This window comes from Streptomyces sp. NRRL S-37, from assembly GCF_000721605.1.
Classification (GTDB): Bacteria; Actinomycetota; Actinomycetes; order Streptomycetales; family Streptomycetaceae; genus Streptomyces.
In genome coordinates this window covers 149,280-163,748 of the sequence record NZ_JOIZ01000007.1, presented here as the reverse complement: position 1 = coordinate 163,748, position 14,469 = coordinate 149,280, and the positions used below count along the sequence as shown (strand labels likewise).

General features: G+C 71.2%; 17 protein-coding genes and 4 tRNA genes. 6 read left to right on the top strand and 15 right to left on the bottom strand.

The annotated features are described in order from the left end of the window. Positions 1-156: 156 nt before the first annotated feature. From nusG to IH50_RS0113590, 3 genes are all read right to left on the bottom strand, one after another. Positions 157-993: a transcription termination/antitermination protein NusG gene (gene nusG / locus IH50_RS0113600; protein ID WP_030860887.1), complete on the bottom strand. Its 837-nt coding sequence runs from the start codon at positions 991-993 to the stop codon at positions 157-159. A gap of 80 nt (positions 994-1,073) precedes the next feature. After that, on the bottom strand, positions 1,074-1,358 hold the full coding sequence (secE, locus tag IH50_RS0113595; RefSeq protein WP_030823461.1) for a preprotein translocase subunit SecE: 285 nt from the start codon (positions 1,356-1,358) through the stop codon (positions 1,074-1,076). Positions 1,359-1,467: 109 nt separating this feature from the next. Beyond that, positions 1,468-1,540, bottom strand: a tRNA-Trp gene (locus tag IH50_RS0113590). Between the two features lie 273 nt (positions 1,541-1,813). Between IH50_RS0113590 and IH50_RS0113585 the strand changes: the two genes are divergently transcribed. Both IH50_RS0113585 and IH50_RS0113580 read left to right on the top strand, forming a co-directional pair. Beyond that, entirely contained in the window at positions 1,814-3,040 is a 1,227-nt protein-coding gene (locus IH50_RS0113585) for a pyridoxal phosphate-dependent aminotransferase (protein WP_030860885.1), read from the top strand. A gap of 224 nt (positions 3,041-3,264) precedes the next feature. Next, positions 3,265-4,239, top strand: coding sequence for an adenosine deaminase (locus IH50_RS0113580; protein ID WP_234328149.1), 975 nt, complete (start codon positions 3,265-3,267; stop codon positions 4,237-4,239). A 184-nt stretch (positions 4,240-4,423) separates the two neighbouring features. On the opposite strand, the gene IH50_RS0113575 is transcribed toward IH50_RS0113580, so the two are convergent. The 6 genes from IH50_RS0113575 to IH50_RS0113550 form a co-directional block, all read right to left on the bottom strand. Continuing rightward, the gene (locus IH50_RS0113575; RefSeq protein ID WP_030860881.1) at positions 4,424-5,479 is read right to left on the bottom strand and encodes a UDP-N-acetylmuramate dehydrogenase; all 1,056 of its coding nucleotides are present in this window, start codon (positions 5,477-5,479) and stop codon (positions 4,424-4,426) included. Positions 5,480-5,538: 59 nt separating this feature from the next. After that, on the bottom strand, positions 5,539-5,967 hold the full coding sequence (locus tag IH50_RS0113570; RefSeq protein ID WP_030860879.1) for a MaoC family dehydratase: 429 nt from the start codon (positions 5,965-5,967) through the stop codon (positions 5,539-5,541). Positions 5,968-5,975: 8 nt separating this feature from the next. After that, positions 5,976-6,428 (bottom strand): MaoC family dehydratase N-terminal domain-containing protein, encoded by a 453-nt coding sequence (locus tag IH50_RS0113565; RefSeq protein ID WP_030860878.1) that lies wholly within the window; start codon positions 6,426-6,428, stop codon positions 5,976-5,978. Positions 6,429-6,547: 119 nt separating this feature from the next. Further along, positions 6,548-6,712: a 50S ribosomal protein L33 gene (gene rpmG, locus IH50_RS0113560; RefSeq protein ID WP_003948671.1), complete on the bottom strand. Its 165-nt coding sequence runs from the start codon at positions 6,710-6,712 to the stop codon at positions 6,548-6,550. 89 nt (positions 6,713-6,801) lie between these two features. Further along, positions 6,802-6,874: transfer RNA gene (locus tag IH50_RS0113555), tRNA-Met, on the bottom strand. A gap of 46 nt (positions 6,875-6,920) precedes the next feature. Continuing rightward, positions 6,921-6,993: transfer RNA gene (locus IH50_RS0113550), tRNA-Thr, on the bottom strand. Between the two features lie 199 nt (positions 6,994-7,192). Between IH50_RS0113550 and IH50_RS0113545 the strand changes: the two genes are divergently transcribed. Both IH50_RS0113545 and IH50_RS0113540 read left to right on the top strand, forming a co-directional pair. Further along, on the top strand, positions 7,193-8,533 hold the full coding sequence (locus tag IH50_RS0113545; protein ID WP_030860876.1) for an amidohydrolase family protein: 1,341 nt from the start codon (positions 7,193-7,195) through the stop codon (positions 8,531-8,533). A 63-nt stretch (positions 8,534-8,596) separates the two neighbouring features. Next, the gene (locus tag IH50_RS0113540; RefSeq protein ID WP_030860875.1) at positions 8,597-9,253 is read left to right on the top strand and encodes an NAD(P)H-binding protein; all 657 of its coding nucleotides are present in this window, start codon (positions 8,597-8,599) and stop codon (positions 9,251-9,253) included. On the opposite strand, the gene IH50_RS0113535 is transcribed toward IH50_RS0113540, so the two are convergent. After that, the gene (locus IH50_RS0113535) at positions 9,250-9,462 is read right to left on the bottom strand and encodes a hypothetical protein (RefSeq protein ID WP_030860872.1); all 213 of its coding nucleotides are present in this window, start codon (positions 9,460-9,462) and stop codon (positions 9,250-9,252) included. The two genes, IH50_RS0113540 and IH50_RS0113535, sit on opposite strands and share 4 nt — an antisense overlap. A gap of 109 nt (positions 9,463-9,571) precedes the next feature. Next, positions 9,572-9,653: transfer RNA gene (locus tag IH50_RS0113530), tRNA-Tyr, on the bottom strand. A gap of 236 nt (positions 9,654-9,889) precedes the next feature. Between IH50_RS0113530 and IH50_RS0113525 the strand changes: the two genes are divergently transcribed. Further along, positions 9,890-10,378 carry a YajQ family cyclic di-GMP-binding protein gene (locus IH50_RS0113525; protein ID WP_030860870.1) on the top strand — a complete coding sequence of 163 codons (489 nt, stop codon included), beginning with the start codon at positions 9,890-9,892 and terminating at the stop codon, positions 10,376-10,378. 129 nt (positions 10,379-10,507) lie between these two features. Here the strand turns inward: IH50_RS0113525 and IH50_RS0113520 are convergent, their stop codons facing one another. Next, positions 10,508-10,774, bottom strand: coding sequence for a GlsB/YeaQ/YmgE family stress response membrane protein (locus tag IH50_RS0113520; RefSeq protein WP_030860868.1), 267 nt, complete (start codon positions 10,772-10,774; stop codon positions 10,508-10,510). 93 nt (positions 10,775-10,867) lie between these two features. Here IH50_RS0113520 and IH50_RS0113515 point away from each other — a divergent pair, with 93 nt between their 5' ends. Continuing rightward, positions 10,868-12,124 (top strand): APC family permease, encoded by a 1,257-nt coding sequence (locus tag IH50_RS0113515; RefSeq protein ID WP_030860866.1) that lies wholly within the window; start codon positions 10,868-10,870, stop codon positions 12,122-12,124. Between the two features lie 226 nt (positions 12,125-12,350). Here IH50_RS0113515 and IH50_RS0113510 read toward each other — a convergent pair whose 3' ends face one another. The 3 genes from IH50_RS0113510 to htpX all read right to left on the bottom strand — a co-directional run bounded on the left by IH50_RS0113510 (position 12,351) and on the right by htpX (position 14,286). Next, positions 12,351-12,923 carry an SMI1/KNR4 family protein gene (locus tag IH50_RS0113510; RefSeq protein WP_030860863.1) on the bottom strand — a complete coding sequence of 191 codons (573 nt, stop codon included), beginning with the start codon at positions 12,921-12,923 and terminating at the stop codon, positions 12,351-12,353. A gap of 107 nt (positions 12,924-13,030) precedes the next feature. Continuing rightward, a complete protein-coding gene (locus tag IH50_RS0113505) occupies positions 13,031-13,426 on the bottom strand; it encodes a YccF domain-containing protein (protein ID WP_030860861.1) in 396 nt (131 codons plus the stop codon). Next, on the bottom strand, positions 13,423-14,286 hold the full coding sequence (gene htpX / locus IH50_RS0113500; protein WP_030860859.1) for a zinc metalloprotease HtpX: 864 nt from the start codon (positions 14,284-14,286) through the stop codon (positions 13,423-13,425). Before htpX ends, IH50_RS0113505 begins: the two co-directional genes overlap by 4 nt. Between the last annotated feature and the right edge of the window lie 183 nt (positions 14,287-14,469).

Sequence of the window (14,469 nt, the reverse complement as noted above, 5' to 3'; positions counted from 1 at the left end):
TCGGGTCCTGCCCGCGCCATGGGACAACCCGGACGCAGGCATACCGCACAACGATAACGGGTATAGATGCGCGGCTGAAAACCGAGCAGGTCAGGCGGACGCTCGCACGCCCGCCTGACCTGTTCGGAAGCTGTGTGCCAGAAGGACTGTCCTGGACTAGTTCTTCTGGATCTGGTCGAAGGAAAGCTCGACCGGCGTCTCCCGGCCGAAGATCTCCACCAGGCCCTTGACCTTCTTGGAGTCGGGGTTGATCTCGTTGATGGTCGCCTGCAGCGTGGCGAACGGGCCGTCGGTGACGGTGACCGAGTCGCCGACCTCGAAGTCCAGCACCTGGACCTCGACCTTGCGCTGCGGGGCCGGCTTGCCCTCGGCCTCGGCGGCCTCGCGGGCGGCCTTCTCCTCGGCCTCCGGGGCGAGCATCTTGACGATCTCGTCCAGCGTCAGCGGGTACGGGTCGTAGGCGTTGCCCACGAAGCCGGTGACACCGGGGGTGTTGCGGACGACGCCCCAGGACTCGTTCGTCAGGTCCATACGGACCAGGACGTAGCCCGGGAGCTTGTTCTGCTTGATCGTCTTGCGGTCGCCGTTCTTGATCTGGACGACCTCTTCCTGCGGCACCTCGGCCTGGAAGATGTAGTCCTCGACGTTCAGCGAGACGGCGCGCTGCTCCAGGTTGGTCTTCACCCGGTTCTCGTAACCCGCGTACGTGTGGATGACGTACCACTCGCCGGGCAGCGTCCGCAGTTCGTCGCGGAGCTTCTCGACCGGGTCGCGGTCGTCCTCGGGCTCTTCGGCCTCCTCGGCCGCTTCCTCGGCCTCGGTGGTCTCGTCCGCCTCGTCGCTCTCGTCCGCGGTGGTGTCGGCAGCCTCGGCCTCGTCGAAGGCCTCGGTGTCCTCGACGTCCGCGCCCTCGACGGCGGCGAGCGCGTCCTCGGCGGACTCGGCCCCTTCGCCGTAAGGCTCAACGGCGTCGTTCACGTTCGGGTCAGACACGGTGGCTGCTTCTTCCTGGATACAAGGGGTGGAACATGCGAAAAGGAGCGCCGGATACCTCGGCGCTCTTCGCTCTCGGCTCAGCCGAAGACGTACTTGGCGGCGTGGCTGAGACCATAGTCGATCAGGGTGACCAGACCGATCATCACGACGACGAAGACGATCACGGCGGTCGTGTACGACGTCAGCTGGTTGCGGGTCGGCCAGACGACCTTGCGGAGCTCCGCGATGATCTGGCGGTAGAAGAGCGCGAGACGCTTCAGCGGACCCTTCTTGGCCCGCTTGCCGCCCTTGCGGGTCTTCTTGGAGTCCGGCGCCTCGTCCTGGGCATCAGGCATGTCGATGGAGCCCACGGCGTCCGTCACTCGTCCTCACCTGATTCCGGGTCGTGGCCGTGCCGCGCCCGGTCAGAGCCCGCACGGCGGTGCATTGCTGTACGTACATGCGCACACATCCTGGCGAAGGTGTGTGTAGCAGGGCCGGAGGGACTTGAACCCCCAACCGCTGGTTTTGGAGACCAGTGCTCTACCAATTGAGCTACGACCCTTTGTGTGTCCCCCAACGTACCGCATCCGACCGGATGCTTGGTGTGCACCGGCTGAGCGCGGGCCGCTGAAGGCCAACGAGGTGAGAGTGTACGTGTTCCTGGGCCGGGCGTCGAACAGAAAGTACCCGGCAGGCACCGCTCCGGCCGAAGATCGTCCCACCCGTGGCCGGCCGGCGGCGTCGATCCGGACTGGTGTTCAGGGGTTTGCCCGGTGTTGTTCAGTACGTGAAACCCCCGTGCCGCGTGGGTTTCCGGTCTGGAACGATGGGCTCCATGAGCGCTGCAACCCCTCCCACCGAGCGCCGGGTCTCCGCCCGAGTCGGCGCGATCTCCGAGTCCGCCACCCTCGCCGTGGACGCCAAGGCCAAGGCCCTCAAGGCCGCCGGGCGACCGGTGATCGGCTTCGGCGCCGGTGAGCCCGACTTCCCGACGCCGGACTACATCGTCGAGGCCGCGATCGAGGCCTGCAAGAACCCGAAGTACCACCGGTACACGCCGGCCGGCGGTCTGCCGGAGCTGAAGGCCGCGATCGCCGCCAAGACGCTGCGCGACTCCGGCTACGAGGTCGACCCGTCGCAGATCCTGGTCACCAACGGCGGCAAGCAGGCCATCTACGAGGCCTTCGCCGCGATCCTCGACCCGGGCGACGAGGTCATCGTCCCGGCGCCGTACTGGACGACGTACCCGGAGTCGATCCGGCTGGCCGGCGGTGTCCCGGTCGAGGTGGTCGCCGACGAGACGACCGGCTACCGGGTGAGCGTGGAGCAGCTGGAGGCGGCCCGCACCGAGAAGACGAAGGTCGTCCTCTTCGTCTCCCCGTCCAACCCGACCGGCGCGGTCTACAGCGAGGCCGAGACCGAGGCGATCGGCCGCTGGGCCGTCGAGCACGGCCTGTGGGTGCTGACGGACGAGATCTACGAGCACCTGGTCTACGGCGACGCCTCGTCGGTGTCGCTGCCCGCGCTCCTGCCCGAGCTGCGCGACAAGTGCATCGTGGTCAACGGCGTGGCGAAGACCTACGCGATGACCGGCTGGCGCGTGGGCTGGGTCATCGGCCCGAAGGACGTGGTGAAGGCCGCGACCAACCTGCAGTCGCACGCCACGTCGAACGTGTCCAACGTCGCCCAGGCGGCCGCACTCGCCGCCGTCTCCGGTGACCTGGACGCCGTCGCGACGATGCGCGAGGCCTTCGACCGGCGCCGGAAGACCATCGTCCGGATGCTCGACGAGATCGACGGCGTGGTCTGCCCGGAGCCCGAGGGCGCGTTCTACGCCTACCCCTCGGTGAAGGCGCTGATCGGCAAGGAGATCCGGGGCAAGCGGCCGCAGAGCTCGGTCGAGCTGGCGGCGCTCATCCTGGAGGAGGCCGAGGTCGCGGTGGTGCCGGGTGAGGCGTTCGGCACGCCGGGCTACCTGCGGCTGTCGTACGCGCTGGGCGACGAGGACCTCGTCGAGGGCGTGAGCCGGATCCAGAAGCTGCTGGCGGAGGCACGCGACTGACGTCGTCCTTCCGCCGCAGGGGCGCCCGGGTCTCCTCCCGGGCGCCCTTGCTTTGTTTGTGCGAGCAAGACCACGAAAGGGGAAAGTGCTACCGGGACGGCGGAGACGTGCGGCAGGATCAGCGAATGCTGAGCTCTTCAGGGGGGTACCCCCCGAACCCCCCGCGTGTACGTGATCTCTCTGAACTGCCGAAAGCCCATCTGCACCTGCACTTCACCGGGTCCATGCGGCCCACCACCCTGCTGGAACTGGCCGACAAGTACGGTGTGCGCCTGCCCGAGGCGCTCACCGACGCGCTGAACAGCGGGGAATCGCCGAAACTGCGGGCCACGGACGAGCGCGGCTGGTTCCGCTTCCAGCGGCTGTACGACGCGGCGCGCTCGTGCCTGAGGGAACCCGAGGACATCCAGCGGCTGGTGCGGGAGGCGGCGGAGGAGGACGTACGGGACGGCTCCGGCTGGCTGGAGATCCAGGTCGACCCGACGTCGTACGCGCCCCGGCTGGGCGGGCTGATCCCGGCGCTGGAGATCATCCTCGACGCGGTGGACTCGGCGTCCCGCGACACCGGGCTCGGCATGCGGGTGCTGGTGGCCGCCAACCGTATGAAGCACCCCCTGGACGCCCGCACGCTGGCCCGGCTGGCCGTGCGCTACGCCGACCGGGGGATCGTCGGCTTCGGGCTCTCCAACGACGAGCGGCGCGGGATGGCCCGCGACTTCGACCGGGCGTTCGCGATCGCGCGCGAGGGCGGGCTGTTGTCGGCCCCGCACGGCGGCGAGCTGACGGGCCCCGCGTCGGTGCGGGACTGCCTGGACGACCTGGAGGCGCACCGGATCGGGCACGGCGTGCGGGCGGCCGAGGACCCGCGGCTGCTGAAGCGCCTCGCGGACCGGGGCGTCACCTGCGAGGTGTGCCCGGCGTCGAACGTCGCCCTCGGCGTGTACGACAAGCTGGAGGACGTACCGCTGCGCACGCTGTTCGAGGCGGGGGTGCCGATGGCGCTGGGCGCGGACGACCCGCTGCTGTTCGGCTCCCGGCTGGCGGCACAGTACGAGATCGCCCGCCGGCACCACGGCTTCACCGACGCGGAGCTGGCCGAGCTGGCCCGGCAGTCCGTACGGGGGTCGGCGGCGCCTCAGGACGTCAAGGAGAAGCTGCTGTCGGGTGTCGACGCCTGGCTGGCCGCCCCGGCCGCCTGAAGTGGGCCAGGGGCGGGTACGCCCGGAAGCCGATGTCCAGCTCCGTCCCCCGCCCCCGGGACAGGGGCAGCAGCGTGGTGAGCGAGGCGCTGAGCACGTCGTACCCTTGGCCGCCCCCCTTACCGAGCGGGCCGTGGCCGGGCGCGGCAACGGAATTGCGCGGCCCCGGCGCGGTCCGTGCCGCTCAGAGTTCGGCGCCGACCATGACCGGCTCGTTCACCAGGGTGATACCGAACGCGTCCCGGACGCCCGCCACGACCTCGCGGGCCAAGGCCAGCAGGTCCTCCGTGGTGGCGTCGCCGCGGTTGGTGAGCGCGAGGGTGTGTTTGGTGGAGATGCGGGCCGGACCGCTGCCGTACCCCTTGGTGAAGCCGGCCTTGTCGATCAGCCAGGCCGCGGAGGTCTTGGTCCGTCCCTCGCCGGCGGGATAGGCGGGCGGCTCGACGCCTTCCCCCAACCGCTCCCGTACGCGCGTACGGAATGCGGCGAACGTCTCGTCGTCGAGGATCGGGTTGGTGAAGAAGGAGCCGGCCGACCAGGTGTCGTGGTCCTCGGGGTCCAGCACCATGCCCTTGCCCGCGCGAAGCTTCAGCACCGTGTCGCGGGCGGTGGCCAGCGGGACCCGCTCGCCGGGCGCCACGCCGAGCACGCGGGCCGTCTCCGCGTACTTGACCGGGCCGGACAGTCCGCCGGCGTCCTCCAGTCGGAAGCGCACGCGCAGGACGACGTAGCGCTCGGGGTCGGCCTTGAAGCGGCTGTGGCGGTAGGAGAAGGCGCACTCCTCGTTGCCGAGGGTGACGGTCTCGCGGGTGCGGCGGTCGTAGGCGACGACCTCGGTGAGGGTGGAGGAGACCTCCTGGCCGTACGCCCCGACGTTCTGGATCGGGGTGGCGCCCGCCGAGCCGGGGATGCCGGCCAGGCACTCGAGGCCGGCGAGACCCGCCTCCACGGTGCGGGCGACGGCGTCGGTCCACACCTCCCCGGCGGCCAGCTCCAGGTGCGTGCCGTCCAGGGCGAAGCCCTTGGTCGCGACGACGAGGGCGGTGCCGTCGAAGCCCTTGTCGCCGATGACCAGGTTGGAGCCGCCGCCGACGACCAGCAGCGGCGTACCGCTGTCGTCGGCCTCGCGGACGGCGGCGATCACCTCGTCGTCGGTCGTCGCGGTGACCAGCCGGGTCGCGGGGCCGCCCAGCCGGAAGGTGGTCAGCGGGGCCAGGGGGGCGTCGTGGAGTTCCTGCACGGGCCCAAGACTACGAGACGGCACCGACAGGCCCCGGTCCCCGCCGTGTCCGGCCCGGCTCAGCCCAGCCGGACGACCGCCCGTGACATGCCCAGCACCTTCTGTCCGGCGCTGGTCGCGGTGAGGTCCACGCGGACCGTGTGGTCGTCGAGCTTGGCGGCGACCTTGCCGCTGACCTCGATGACGGCGCCCTGGTCGTCATTGGGGACGACGACCGGACGGGTGAAGCGGACGCCGTACTCGACGACCGCGCCCGGGTCGCCCGTCCAGTCGGTCACCACGCGGATCGCCTCGGCCATGGTGAACATGCCGTGTGCGATGACGTCGGGGAGGCCGACCTCCTTGGCGAACTTCTCGTTCCAGTGGATGGGGTTGAAGTCGCCGGAGGCGCCCGCGTACTGGACGAGGGTGGCCCGGGTCACGGGGAACGTCTGCGCGGGCAGCTCGGTGCCGACCTCGACGTCGGCGTAGGAGATCTTCGCCGTCATGGTGTTGCTCACGCCTCCTCGGCCGCGCGGGCCACCAGCTTGGTCCAGGCGGTCACGACGTGTTCGCCGTCCTGGTCGTGCACCTCGCCCCGGATGTCCAGTATGTCGTTGCCGGCCATCGACTTGACCGCCTCGATGGTCGAGGTGACCGTGAGCCGGTCACCGGCGCGCACGGGACGGACGTAGGCGAACCTCTGGTCGCCGTGCACCACCCGGCTGTAGTCGAGGCCGAGCCGCGGGTCGGCGACGACCTGTCCGGCGGCTTTGAAGGTGATCGAGAACACGAAGGTGGGCGGGGCGATCACATCGGGGTGGCCGAGCGCCTTGGCGGCCTCCACGTCCGTGTACGCCGGGTTGGTGTCCCCCACCGCCTCGGCGAACTCGCGGATCTTCTCCCGGCCCACCTCGTAGGGCTCGGTGGGCGGGTAGCTCCGCCCCACGAAGGACTGGTCGAGCGCCATGCGCGCGGCACCTCCTGTGTCTGACTGTGTCCGACCGGTCCTGACCGTGGCCGGCCGACGGGAAAACGACACGAGGCCGCCCCCCTGACTGGGGGGACGGCCTCGTGTACGAGCCTGTTTTATCGCGTTTCGCGGTGCGCGGTGTGCGCGTTGCAACGCGGGCAGTGCTTCTTCATCTCAAGACGGTCCGGGTTGTTACGCCGGTTCTTCTTGGTGATGTAGTTCCGCTCCTTGCACTCCACGCAGGCCAGCGTGATCTTCGGGCGGACGTCGGTGGCAGCCACGTGAGTGCTCCTTGACGAACGGATTGACTGTATTTACGCAATGAAGAGTAGCCGATCGAAGGACCGACCCCGCAATCGGCTACTGTCTGTAGCGGTGACCGGACTTGAACCGGTGACACAGCGATTATGAGCCGCTTGCTCTACCGACTGAGCTACACCGCTGTGATGCGATCGGACCCCGCCTTTCGGCGGGAACCTCACACACCAGAGCCCCAAAACGGAATCGAACCGTTGACCTTCTCCTTACCATGGAGACGCTCTGCCGACTGAGCTATTGGGGCGAGCGATGAAGACATTACACGGTCCGCCGCCGTTCGCCCAAATCCGTTTCGGCCCCCTCCCCCGGGGCGGACCACACCGGTACGACTATTGGGCTCCTCCCGGCGGGGAACGGGCCCCCGGCCTAGGCTCGGACTCACTCTGCGTGATCTTGCCTGCGTGACCTCGTCCTCCGCGCGCAGCCCGAGCCCCTGGAACGCGATGCCCGACAGCCGGCCGCAGCCACCGTCCCGTCCGCCCTCGTCCTCGGGTCCGGCTCCGGGGCCGGCCGCGGTCGATCCGGCCCCGCTGCTGCTGTGCGGCGCGCGTCTCGCCGACGGCCGGACCGTGGACGTACGGCTGGGCGGCGGGCGCATCGAGGCGGTCGGTACGGCCGGCAGCCTGGCGGCGGACGGCACGCGCGCGTGCGGCACGCGGATCGACCTCACCGGCTATCTGCTCCTGCCGGCCCCCGCGGAGCCTCACGCCCACGCGGACACCGCCCTGTCCGCCGACGCCCGCGGCCCCGTCCCGTACGACCCGCGGGACGTCCAGGGCCGCGCGACGGAGGCGGCACTGCTCCAGCTCGGGCACGGCGCGACGGCGCTGCGGGCGCATGTGCGCGTGGGCGACGTGGCCGGGCTCGGCGCGCTGACCGCCGTACTGCGGGCGGAGCGCTCGCTGCGCGGGCTGGCCGAACTGACGACGGTGGCGGTGCCTCGGGTACTGACCGGGGTCGCCGGGGCGGACGGGCTCGCGGCGCTGCGGGACGCGGTGAAGATGGGCGCGTCCGTGGTGGGCGGCTGCCCCGATCTCGACCCCGACCCCACGGGGTACGTGGAGGCGGTCCTGGAGGTCGCCGCCGAGCACGGCTGCCCCGTCGACCTGCACACGGACGCCGCCGACCCCGCCCATATGGCCCGGTTCGCGGCCATGGCGGGCGGGCTGCGGCCGGGGGTCGCCCTCGGCCCGTGCGGCGGTCTCGCCCGGCTGCCCGCCGAGCCGGCCGCGCGGACCGCGGACCGGCTGGCGGCGGCCGGGGTGACGGTGGTGTGCCTGCCGCAGGGCGGCTGCGGCGCCGTGGACCGCCGGGGCACGGCGCCGGTACGGCTGCTGCGGTCGGCGGGGGTACGGGTCGCCGCCGGGAGCGGTGCCCTGCGGGACGTGTCGAACCCGGTGGGCCGCGGTGACCCGCTGGAGGCGGCGTACCTGCTGGCCTCCCGCCACGGGCTGTCCGCCGAGGACGCCTACGCCGCGGTGAGCGCGTCGGCGCGGGCGGCCCTGGGGCTGCCCGAGGTGCGCGTGGAGGCGGGTTTCCCGGCCGAGCTGCTGGCGGTCCGCGGGGACGGGCTCCCGGGGGCGCTGTCGCTGGGGTACAGCCGCATCGTGGTGCACAGAGGGCGGGTGGTGGCGCGGACGAGCGCGGTGCGGGAGTACTGCGGCCCGGCGGCGTCCTCGGCGGCGGCGTCGGCTTTCTCGGACTCGTCGGACTCATCGGACTCGTCGGTTTCGTCGGCGGAGGGGGAACCGGGGCTTCCCCGGCAGGGCCGGGGCACCGCGTAGAACCGGGCGGGTCCCTGGGGCGTCGCGCGGCGGATGGGGTGGCCCCGGCGTACGGTCGGAGACATGCGCATTGTCATCGCTGGTGGTCATGGTCAGATCGCGCTGCGGCTGGAGCGGCTGCTCGTCGCACGCGGGGACGAGGCGGCGGGCATCATCCGTAAACCCGAACAGGCCGACGAGCTGCGGCGCCTGGGCGCCGAACCGGTCGTGCTCGACCTGGAGTCGGCGACGGTGGAGGAGGTCGCCGAACGGCTGGAGGGGGCGGACGCGGCGGTGTTCGCGGCGGGCGCCGGGCCGGGCAGCGGTGTGGGCCGCAAGGAGACGGTGGACAAGGCGGCGGCGGTCCTCTTCGCCGACGCGGCCGTCCGCGCGGGTGTACGGCGTTTCGTGATCGTGTCGTCCATGGGCGCGGACCCCGCCCACGAGGGCGACGAGGTCTTCGACGTGTACCTGCGCGCCAAGGGCGAGGCGGACGCGTACGTACGCGGTCTGGACGCCCTGGACTGGACGGTCCTGCGGCCGGGCCGGCTCACCGACGACGCCGGGACCGGCCTGGTCCGCCTGGAGGCCCGCACGGGTCGCGGCCCGGTCCCGCGCGACGACGTGGCCGCCGTGCTGGCGGAGCTGGTGGACACTCCCGCGACGGCCGGTCTGACCCTGGAGCTGATCAGCGGCCCCGCGCCGGTGTCGGTGGCCGTGAAGTCGGTGGCCGGCAACTAGAAGAGGGGCATCTGCCCCGGGAACTCCGGCACCACGTGACCGTCCAGCGAGGGCTGCTCGGCACCGAGCGGGGCGTGCCTGCGCGAGCCGGGGCACGAGGTCAGTTCCCCGCTCCCCCGGGCGCCGGGCGGATCGTGCCGCGCGTACCGCCCGGCGACGACGGCGATCTCACGACGGCACTCGGGGCAGGCACGGCGACGGGACGACATGGGGCCAGTGTGCCCCGGCGCCTCCTCCCGCGAACAGCACGCGCCCACGGACACGAAGAGACCCCCTCCGGACTGCGTTCCCGCAGTCCGGAGGGGGCCTTCCCCAGTGTGGCGGCGCCAGGATTCGAACCTGGGAAGGCTGAGCCGGCAGATTTACAGTCTGCTCCCTTTGGCCGCTCGGGCACACCGCCTGGGTCGCTGCCGTCGAACCGCTTTTCGGCGGTTCTCCCTGGCAACGACGTAAACAATACCCGATGGACAGGGGTGCTTCGCCACCCGATTGATCGCCACCCGGAGGCCGGGGGGTGACTAGGCTGGTCCGGATGCGGCCAGGGACCGATGCCGGGCTCGGGGAGCCGCTTCACGTACGCCGGTACGCACCCGGTGCGCAGCCCGGTACGCACCCCGATACAAGGAGCCACAGGACATGGCCGACTCCAGTTTCGACATCGTCTCGAAGGTCGAGCGGCAGGAGGTCGACAACGCCCTCAACCAGACCGCCAAGGAGATCTCGCAGCGCTACGACTTCAAGGGCGTGGGGGCCTCGATCTCGTGGTCCGGGGAGAAGATCCTCATGGAGGCGAACTCCGAGGACCGGGTGAAGGCCGTCCTCGACGTCTTCCAGTCCAAGCTGATCAAGCGGGGCATCTCCCTGAAGGCCCTGGACGCGGGTGAGCCCCAGCTCTCGGGCAAGGAATACAAGATCTTCGCGTCGATCGAGGAGGGCATCTCCCAGGAGAACGCGAAGAAGGTCGCGAAGATCATCCGCGATGAGGGCCCGAAGGGCGTGAAGGCCCAGGTGCAGGGCGACGAGCTGCGGGTCAGCTCCAAGAGCCGCGACGACCTGCAGACCGTCATCGCGCTGCTCAAGGGCAAGGACTTCGACTTCGCCCTGCAGTTCGTGAACTACCGGTAGGTCCGGTCGGCCGGGCCGGGGCCGGTGGCGTTCACGCGCCGCACGGGCACGAGGAAGGGCGGGCACCCGCGCGGTGACCGCCCTTCTCGCCTGCCGGCCGCGGTTCGGGGCGTGGTGCGCGGTGCCCGGTCAGTTCCGTGAGTGGCCGAACAGGATGCGGTAGGCGATCAGGAGGACCAGGGAGCCGCCGATCGCGGCGGCCCAGGTGGTGCCGTCGTAGAAGTCCTTGGTGATCGGGTGGTCGAGCCAACGCGCCGATACCCAGCCGCCGATGAAGGCGCCGGCGACGCCGATCAGCGTCGTGCCGATGAGGCCGCCCGGGTCACGGCCGGGCAGCAGGAACTTCGCTATGGCTCCGGCCAGCAGCCCCAGGATGATCCAGCTGATGATCGTCATGCTGTACACCTGCCCCTTTCCCGCTGTTCTCGCACCTTGGAAGACGCCGCGCGTATACATGCCGGTTGCATGTGATCAGTAGGGTGCGGCCTCATGACAGACACGTCCGGTCCCGCGCTGCGGCGCACACTCGGTGTCGGCGATGCCGTGGTCATCGGTCTGGGCTCGATGGTGGGAGCCGGGATCTTCGCCGCCCTGGCGCCCGCCGCGCACGCGGCCGGTTCCGGGCTGCTCCTCGGGCTGGCGGTCGCCGCCGTGGTCGCCTACTGCAACGCCACGTCGTCGGCGCGCCTCGCCGCCCTCTACCCGGCCTCGGGCGGCACGTACGTGTACGGGCGCGAGCGGCTCGGGGACTTCTGGGGCTACCTGGCGGGCTGGGCGTTCGTGGTCGGGAAGACGGCCTCCTGCGCGGCGATGGCCCTCACCGTGGGCGCGTACGTCTGGCCGGGGCAGGCGCACGCCGTGGCGGTGGCCGCCGTGGTGGCGCTGACCGCGGTGAACTACGGCGGTGTCCAGAAGTCCGCGTGGCTGACGCGGGCGATCGTGGGTGTGGTCCTGGCTGTCCTCGCTTCCGTGGTGGTGGTGTGCCTGACGTCGGGGGAAGCCGAAGCCGGGCGGCTGGACATCAAGGTCTCCGACGGTGCCGGCGGGGTGCTGCAGGCGGCCGGTCTGCTGTTCTTCGCCTTCGCCGGGTACGCCCGTATCGCGACCCTCGGTGAGGAGGTCCGGGACCCGGCGCGCACCATCCCCCGGGCGATCCCGCTGGCCCTGGGTATCGCGCTGGCCGTGTACGCGGCCGTCGCTGTGGCCGTCCTCTCGGTTCTGGGGCCGAAGGGGCTGGGCGACGCCACCGCGCCGCTCGCCGACGCGGTGCGGGCCGCCGGTGTTCCCGGGCTGGTGCCGGTGGTGCGGGTGGGAGCGGCGGTGGCCGCGCTGGGCTCACTGCTCGCCCTGATCCTGGGGATCTCACGGACGACACTGGCCATGGCCCGGGACCGGCATCTGCCGGGTGCCCTCGCCGCCGTGCACCCTCGCTTCCAGGTGCCGCACCGGGCGGAGCTGGCCGTGGGCGCGGTGGTCGCCGTCCTGGCCGCCACGGTGGATGTGCGGGGTGCGATCGGGTTCTCCTCCTTCGGTGTGCTGACGTACTACGCGGTGGCCAACGCGTCGGCCTGGACACTCGGTCCACGGCCGGCGGCGCGGGTGGTGCCGGCCGTGGGGCTCGCCGGGTGCCTGGTGCTGGCGTTCTCGCTGCCGTGGGTTTCGGTGGCCGGCGGTGCGGGGGTGCTGGTGGCGGGGATGGCGGCCTACGGAGTGCGGCGGGAGGCCGGGGTGGGCGGCAGCCGGTAGCCGGTGGCCGTGGCGGGTAGCGGGCAACCAGCGGCCGGGGCGAGTGGCCGGTGGCCGTGGCGGGCAACCAGCGGCCGGGGCGAGTGGCCGGTGGCCGTGGCGGGTTCCGGGTGCGAGGTGGGTCGTGTTCGCAGGTGCGGCGGGTTTCCCGGGTGTGCCTGGCCCTTTCGGGCCTTGGGGTCCGGGATGTTTTCCAGGGTGCCGCGGCGGTCTTCGCGAATCCCGGTCAGGACGTCGGCGCCGGCGTCGGCGTCCCGCGGCCCGCGGAGCCGGTCCAGGGGGTCAGGTCCGTCCCCTCGTTCTCCTCCTCGTACCAGCCCGTGCCCCGGACCCAGGAGCTGAGCCAGTCCGCGAGGCCGGGCGCGTCGAGGAACCAGGCGTGGTCGGGGTCGCCCGGGTTGGGTTCGAAGAGGAGGACGGTGGCCCGGGGCGAGCGGCAGTCCACACAGGCGTACATGCCGCAGCCCCAGTGGGATATGGGCAACACTCCCTCGGGCCAGGGCCAGTCGGGGTCCTCGCGGCCGCTCTCGCGATGGGCGAGGTACTGGGCCACGGCGGCGGGTTCACCGGAGGGCGCGCTGTCCAGCAGGGGCAGCAGTCCGTACTCGGGGCCGAATCCGCCGTCCGCTATCCGCAGATAGAGCTCGGCGAGCAGCGGGGGCAGGGTGAAGCCCAGTGTGGCCTCGGCGCGTGCCAGGGTGGCCGCTTCGATGGGCTCGGGGAGGGAAGGCCAGCCCCATGGGCGGGTGTTGCGGGCCTTGTCCGCCACCTGTGTCAGCAACTGCTCGTGCTCGGTCATGTGTTCATGATGTGGTCCGCCACTGACATCCGCTCGGGCCTGTGGACAACCTCCGGCCTGTGGACGACGCCCGGGTCATGACGCGACCGACGAGAGCGCCTCCCGTCTCACCCGCGCTGTGTGAACGACCGGTCCGTCCGCACGATCTCGCGGCCCAGCGGGAACAGTGAGACCGGGATCAGCTTGAAGTTGGCGATGCCGAGCGGGATTCCGATGATCGTCACGCACAGGGCGATGCCGGTGAGGATGTGGCCGAGCGCCAGCCACCAGCCCGCCAGGATCAGCCACACCACGTTGACGAGGAAGGACGGGGCTCCCGCGTCCCGGCGTTCGACCGTCGTGTACCCGAAGGGCCACAGGGCGTAGACACCGATGCGGAAGGCCGCGACGCCGAAGGGGATGCCGATGACGGTGACGCACAGCAGCAGGCCCGCCAGCAGGTAGCCGAGGAACAGCCAGAAGCCGCTGAGGACGAGCCATATGAGATTCAGGATGGTCTTCACTGGTGGTGACCTGCCATCTTCTCGAGCCGGGCGATGCGTTCCGCCATCGGCGGATGGGTGGAGAACATTTTCGAGAGCCCCTGGCCCGGGCGGAACGGGTTGGCGATCATCATGTGGCTGGCCGTCTCGATGCGGGGCTCGGGGGGCAGGGGGAGTTGTCTGGTGCCGTGTTCCAGTTTGCGCAGGGCGCCGGCGAGGGCGAGGGGATCGCCGGTGAGCTGGGCGCCGGAGGCGTCGGCCTCGTACTCCCGGGAGCGGCTGATGGCCAGCTGGATGAGGGATGCGGCGAGCGGGCCGAGGATCATGATCAGCAGCATGCCGAGGAGGCCGGGGCCGTCGTCGTCGTCCGAGCGGCCGATCGGGATCAGCCAGGCGAAGTTGACCAGGAACATGATCACGGAGGCGAGGGCTCCGGCGACCGAGGAGATCAGGATGTCACGGTTGTAGACGTGGCTGAGCTCGTGGCCGATGACGCCGCGCAGCTCCCGCTCGTCGAGCAGGCGCAGGATGCCTTCGGTGCAGCACACGGCCGCGTTGCGCGGGTTGCGGCCGGTGGCGAAGGCGTTGGGGGCCTCGGTCGGGGAGATGTACAGGCGCGGCATGGGCTGGCGGGCCTGGGTGGAGAGGTCGCGGACCATGCGGTACAGCCCCGGGGCCTCGAACTCGCTCACCGGGCGGGCGCGCATCGCGCGCAGGGCCAGCTTGTCGCTGTTCCAGTACGCGTACGCGTTGGTGCCCAGCGCGATCAGGACGGCGACGACGAGCCCCGTGCGGCCGAAGAAGCCGCCGATGACGATGATGAGTGCGGACAGTCCCCCGAGGAGGACCGCTGTCCTGAGCCCGTTGTGCCGGCGGTGCACGGTGCGCCCTCCAAGTCGTGCGGCAGGGGGACCCTTGCTTGCTGATCTTCCTTCTGACCTGCGCTGCCCACTGGTCTCGCGGTGTCACGTCCAGTGGACCCTCCCGTACCGGTCAACGCCAGGCGAAGGGCACTAGTTCCCTTGTGCGCGCGGTGGCGCGTGTCAACCGTCCGGGTGACGGCG

Excerpts from the sequence above, each read along its gene's own strand:
- IH50_RS0113585 (WP_030860885.1), top strand. The coding sequence starts at position 1,814 with ATGAGCGCTGCAACCCCTCCCACCGAGCGCCGGGTCTCCGCCCGAGTC.
- IH50_RS0113580 (WP_234328149.1), top strand. The coding sequence starts at position 3,265 with ATGCGGCCCACCACCCTGCTGGAACTGGCCGACAAGTACGGTGTGCGC.
- IH50_RS0113570 (WP_030860879.1), bottom strand. The coding sequence starts at position 5,967 with ATGACGGCGAAGATCTCCTACGCCGACGTCGAGGTCGGCACCGAGCTG.
- IH50_RS0113565 (WP_030860878.1), bottom strand. The coding sequence starts at position 6,428 with ATGGCGCTCGACCAGTCCTTCGTGGGGCGGAGCTACCCGCCCACCGAG.
- IH50_RS0113545 (WP_030860876.1), top strand. The coding sequence starts at position 7,193 with ATGCCCGACAGCCGGCCGCAGCCACCGTCCCGTCCGCCCTCGTCCTCG.
- IH50_RS0113540 (WP_030860875.1), top strand. The coding sequence starts at position 8,597 with ATGCGCATTGTCATCGCTGGTGGTCATGGTCAGATCGCGCTGCGGCTG.
- IH50_RS0113535 (WP_030860872.1), bottom strand. The coding sequence starts at position 9,462 with ATGTCGTCCCGTCGCCGTGCCTGCCCCGAGTGCCGTCGTGAGATCGCC.
- IH50_RS0113525 (WP_030860870.1), top strand. The coding sequence starts at position 9,890 with ATGGCCGACTCCAGTTTCGACATCGTCTCGAAGGTCGAGCGGCAGGAG.
- IH50_RS0113520 (WP_030860868.1), bottom strand. The coding sequence starts at position 10,774 with ATGACGATCATCAGCTGGATCATCCTGGGGCTGCTGGCCGGAGCCATA.
- IH50_RS0113515 (WP_030860866.1), top strand. The coding sequence starts at position 10,868 with ATGACAGACACGTCCGGTCCCGCGCTGCGGCGCACACTCGGTGTCGGC.
- IH50_RS0113510 (WP_030860863.1), bottom strand. The coding sequence starts at position 12,923 with ATGACCGAGCACGAGCAGTTGCTGACACAGGTGGCGGACAAGGCCCGC.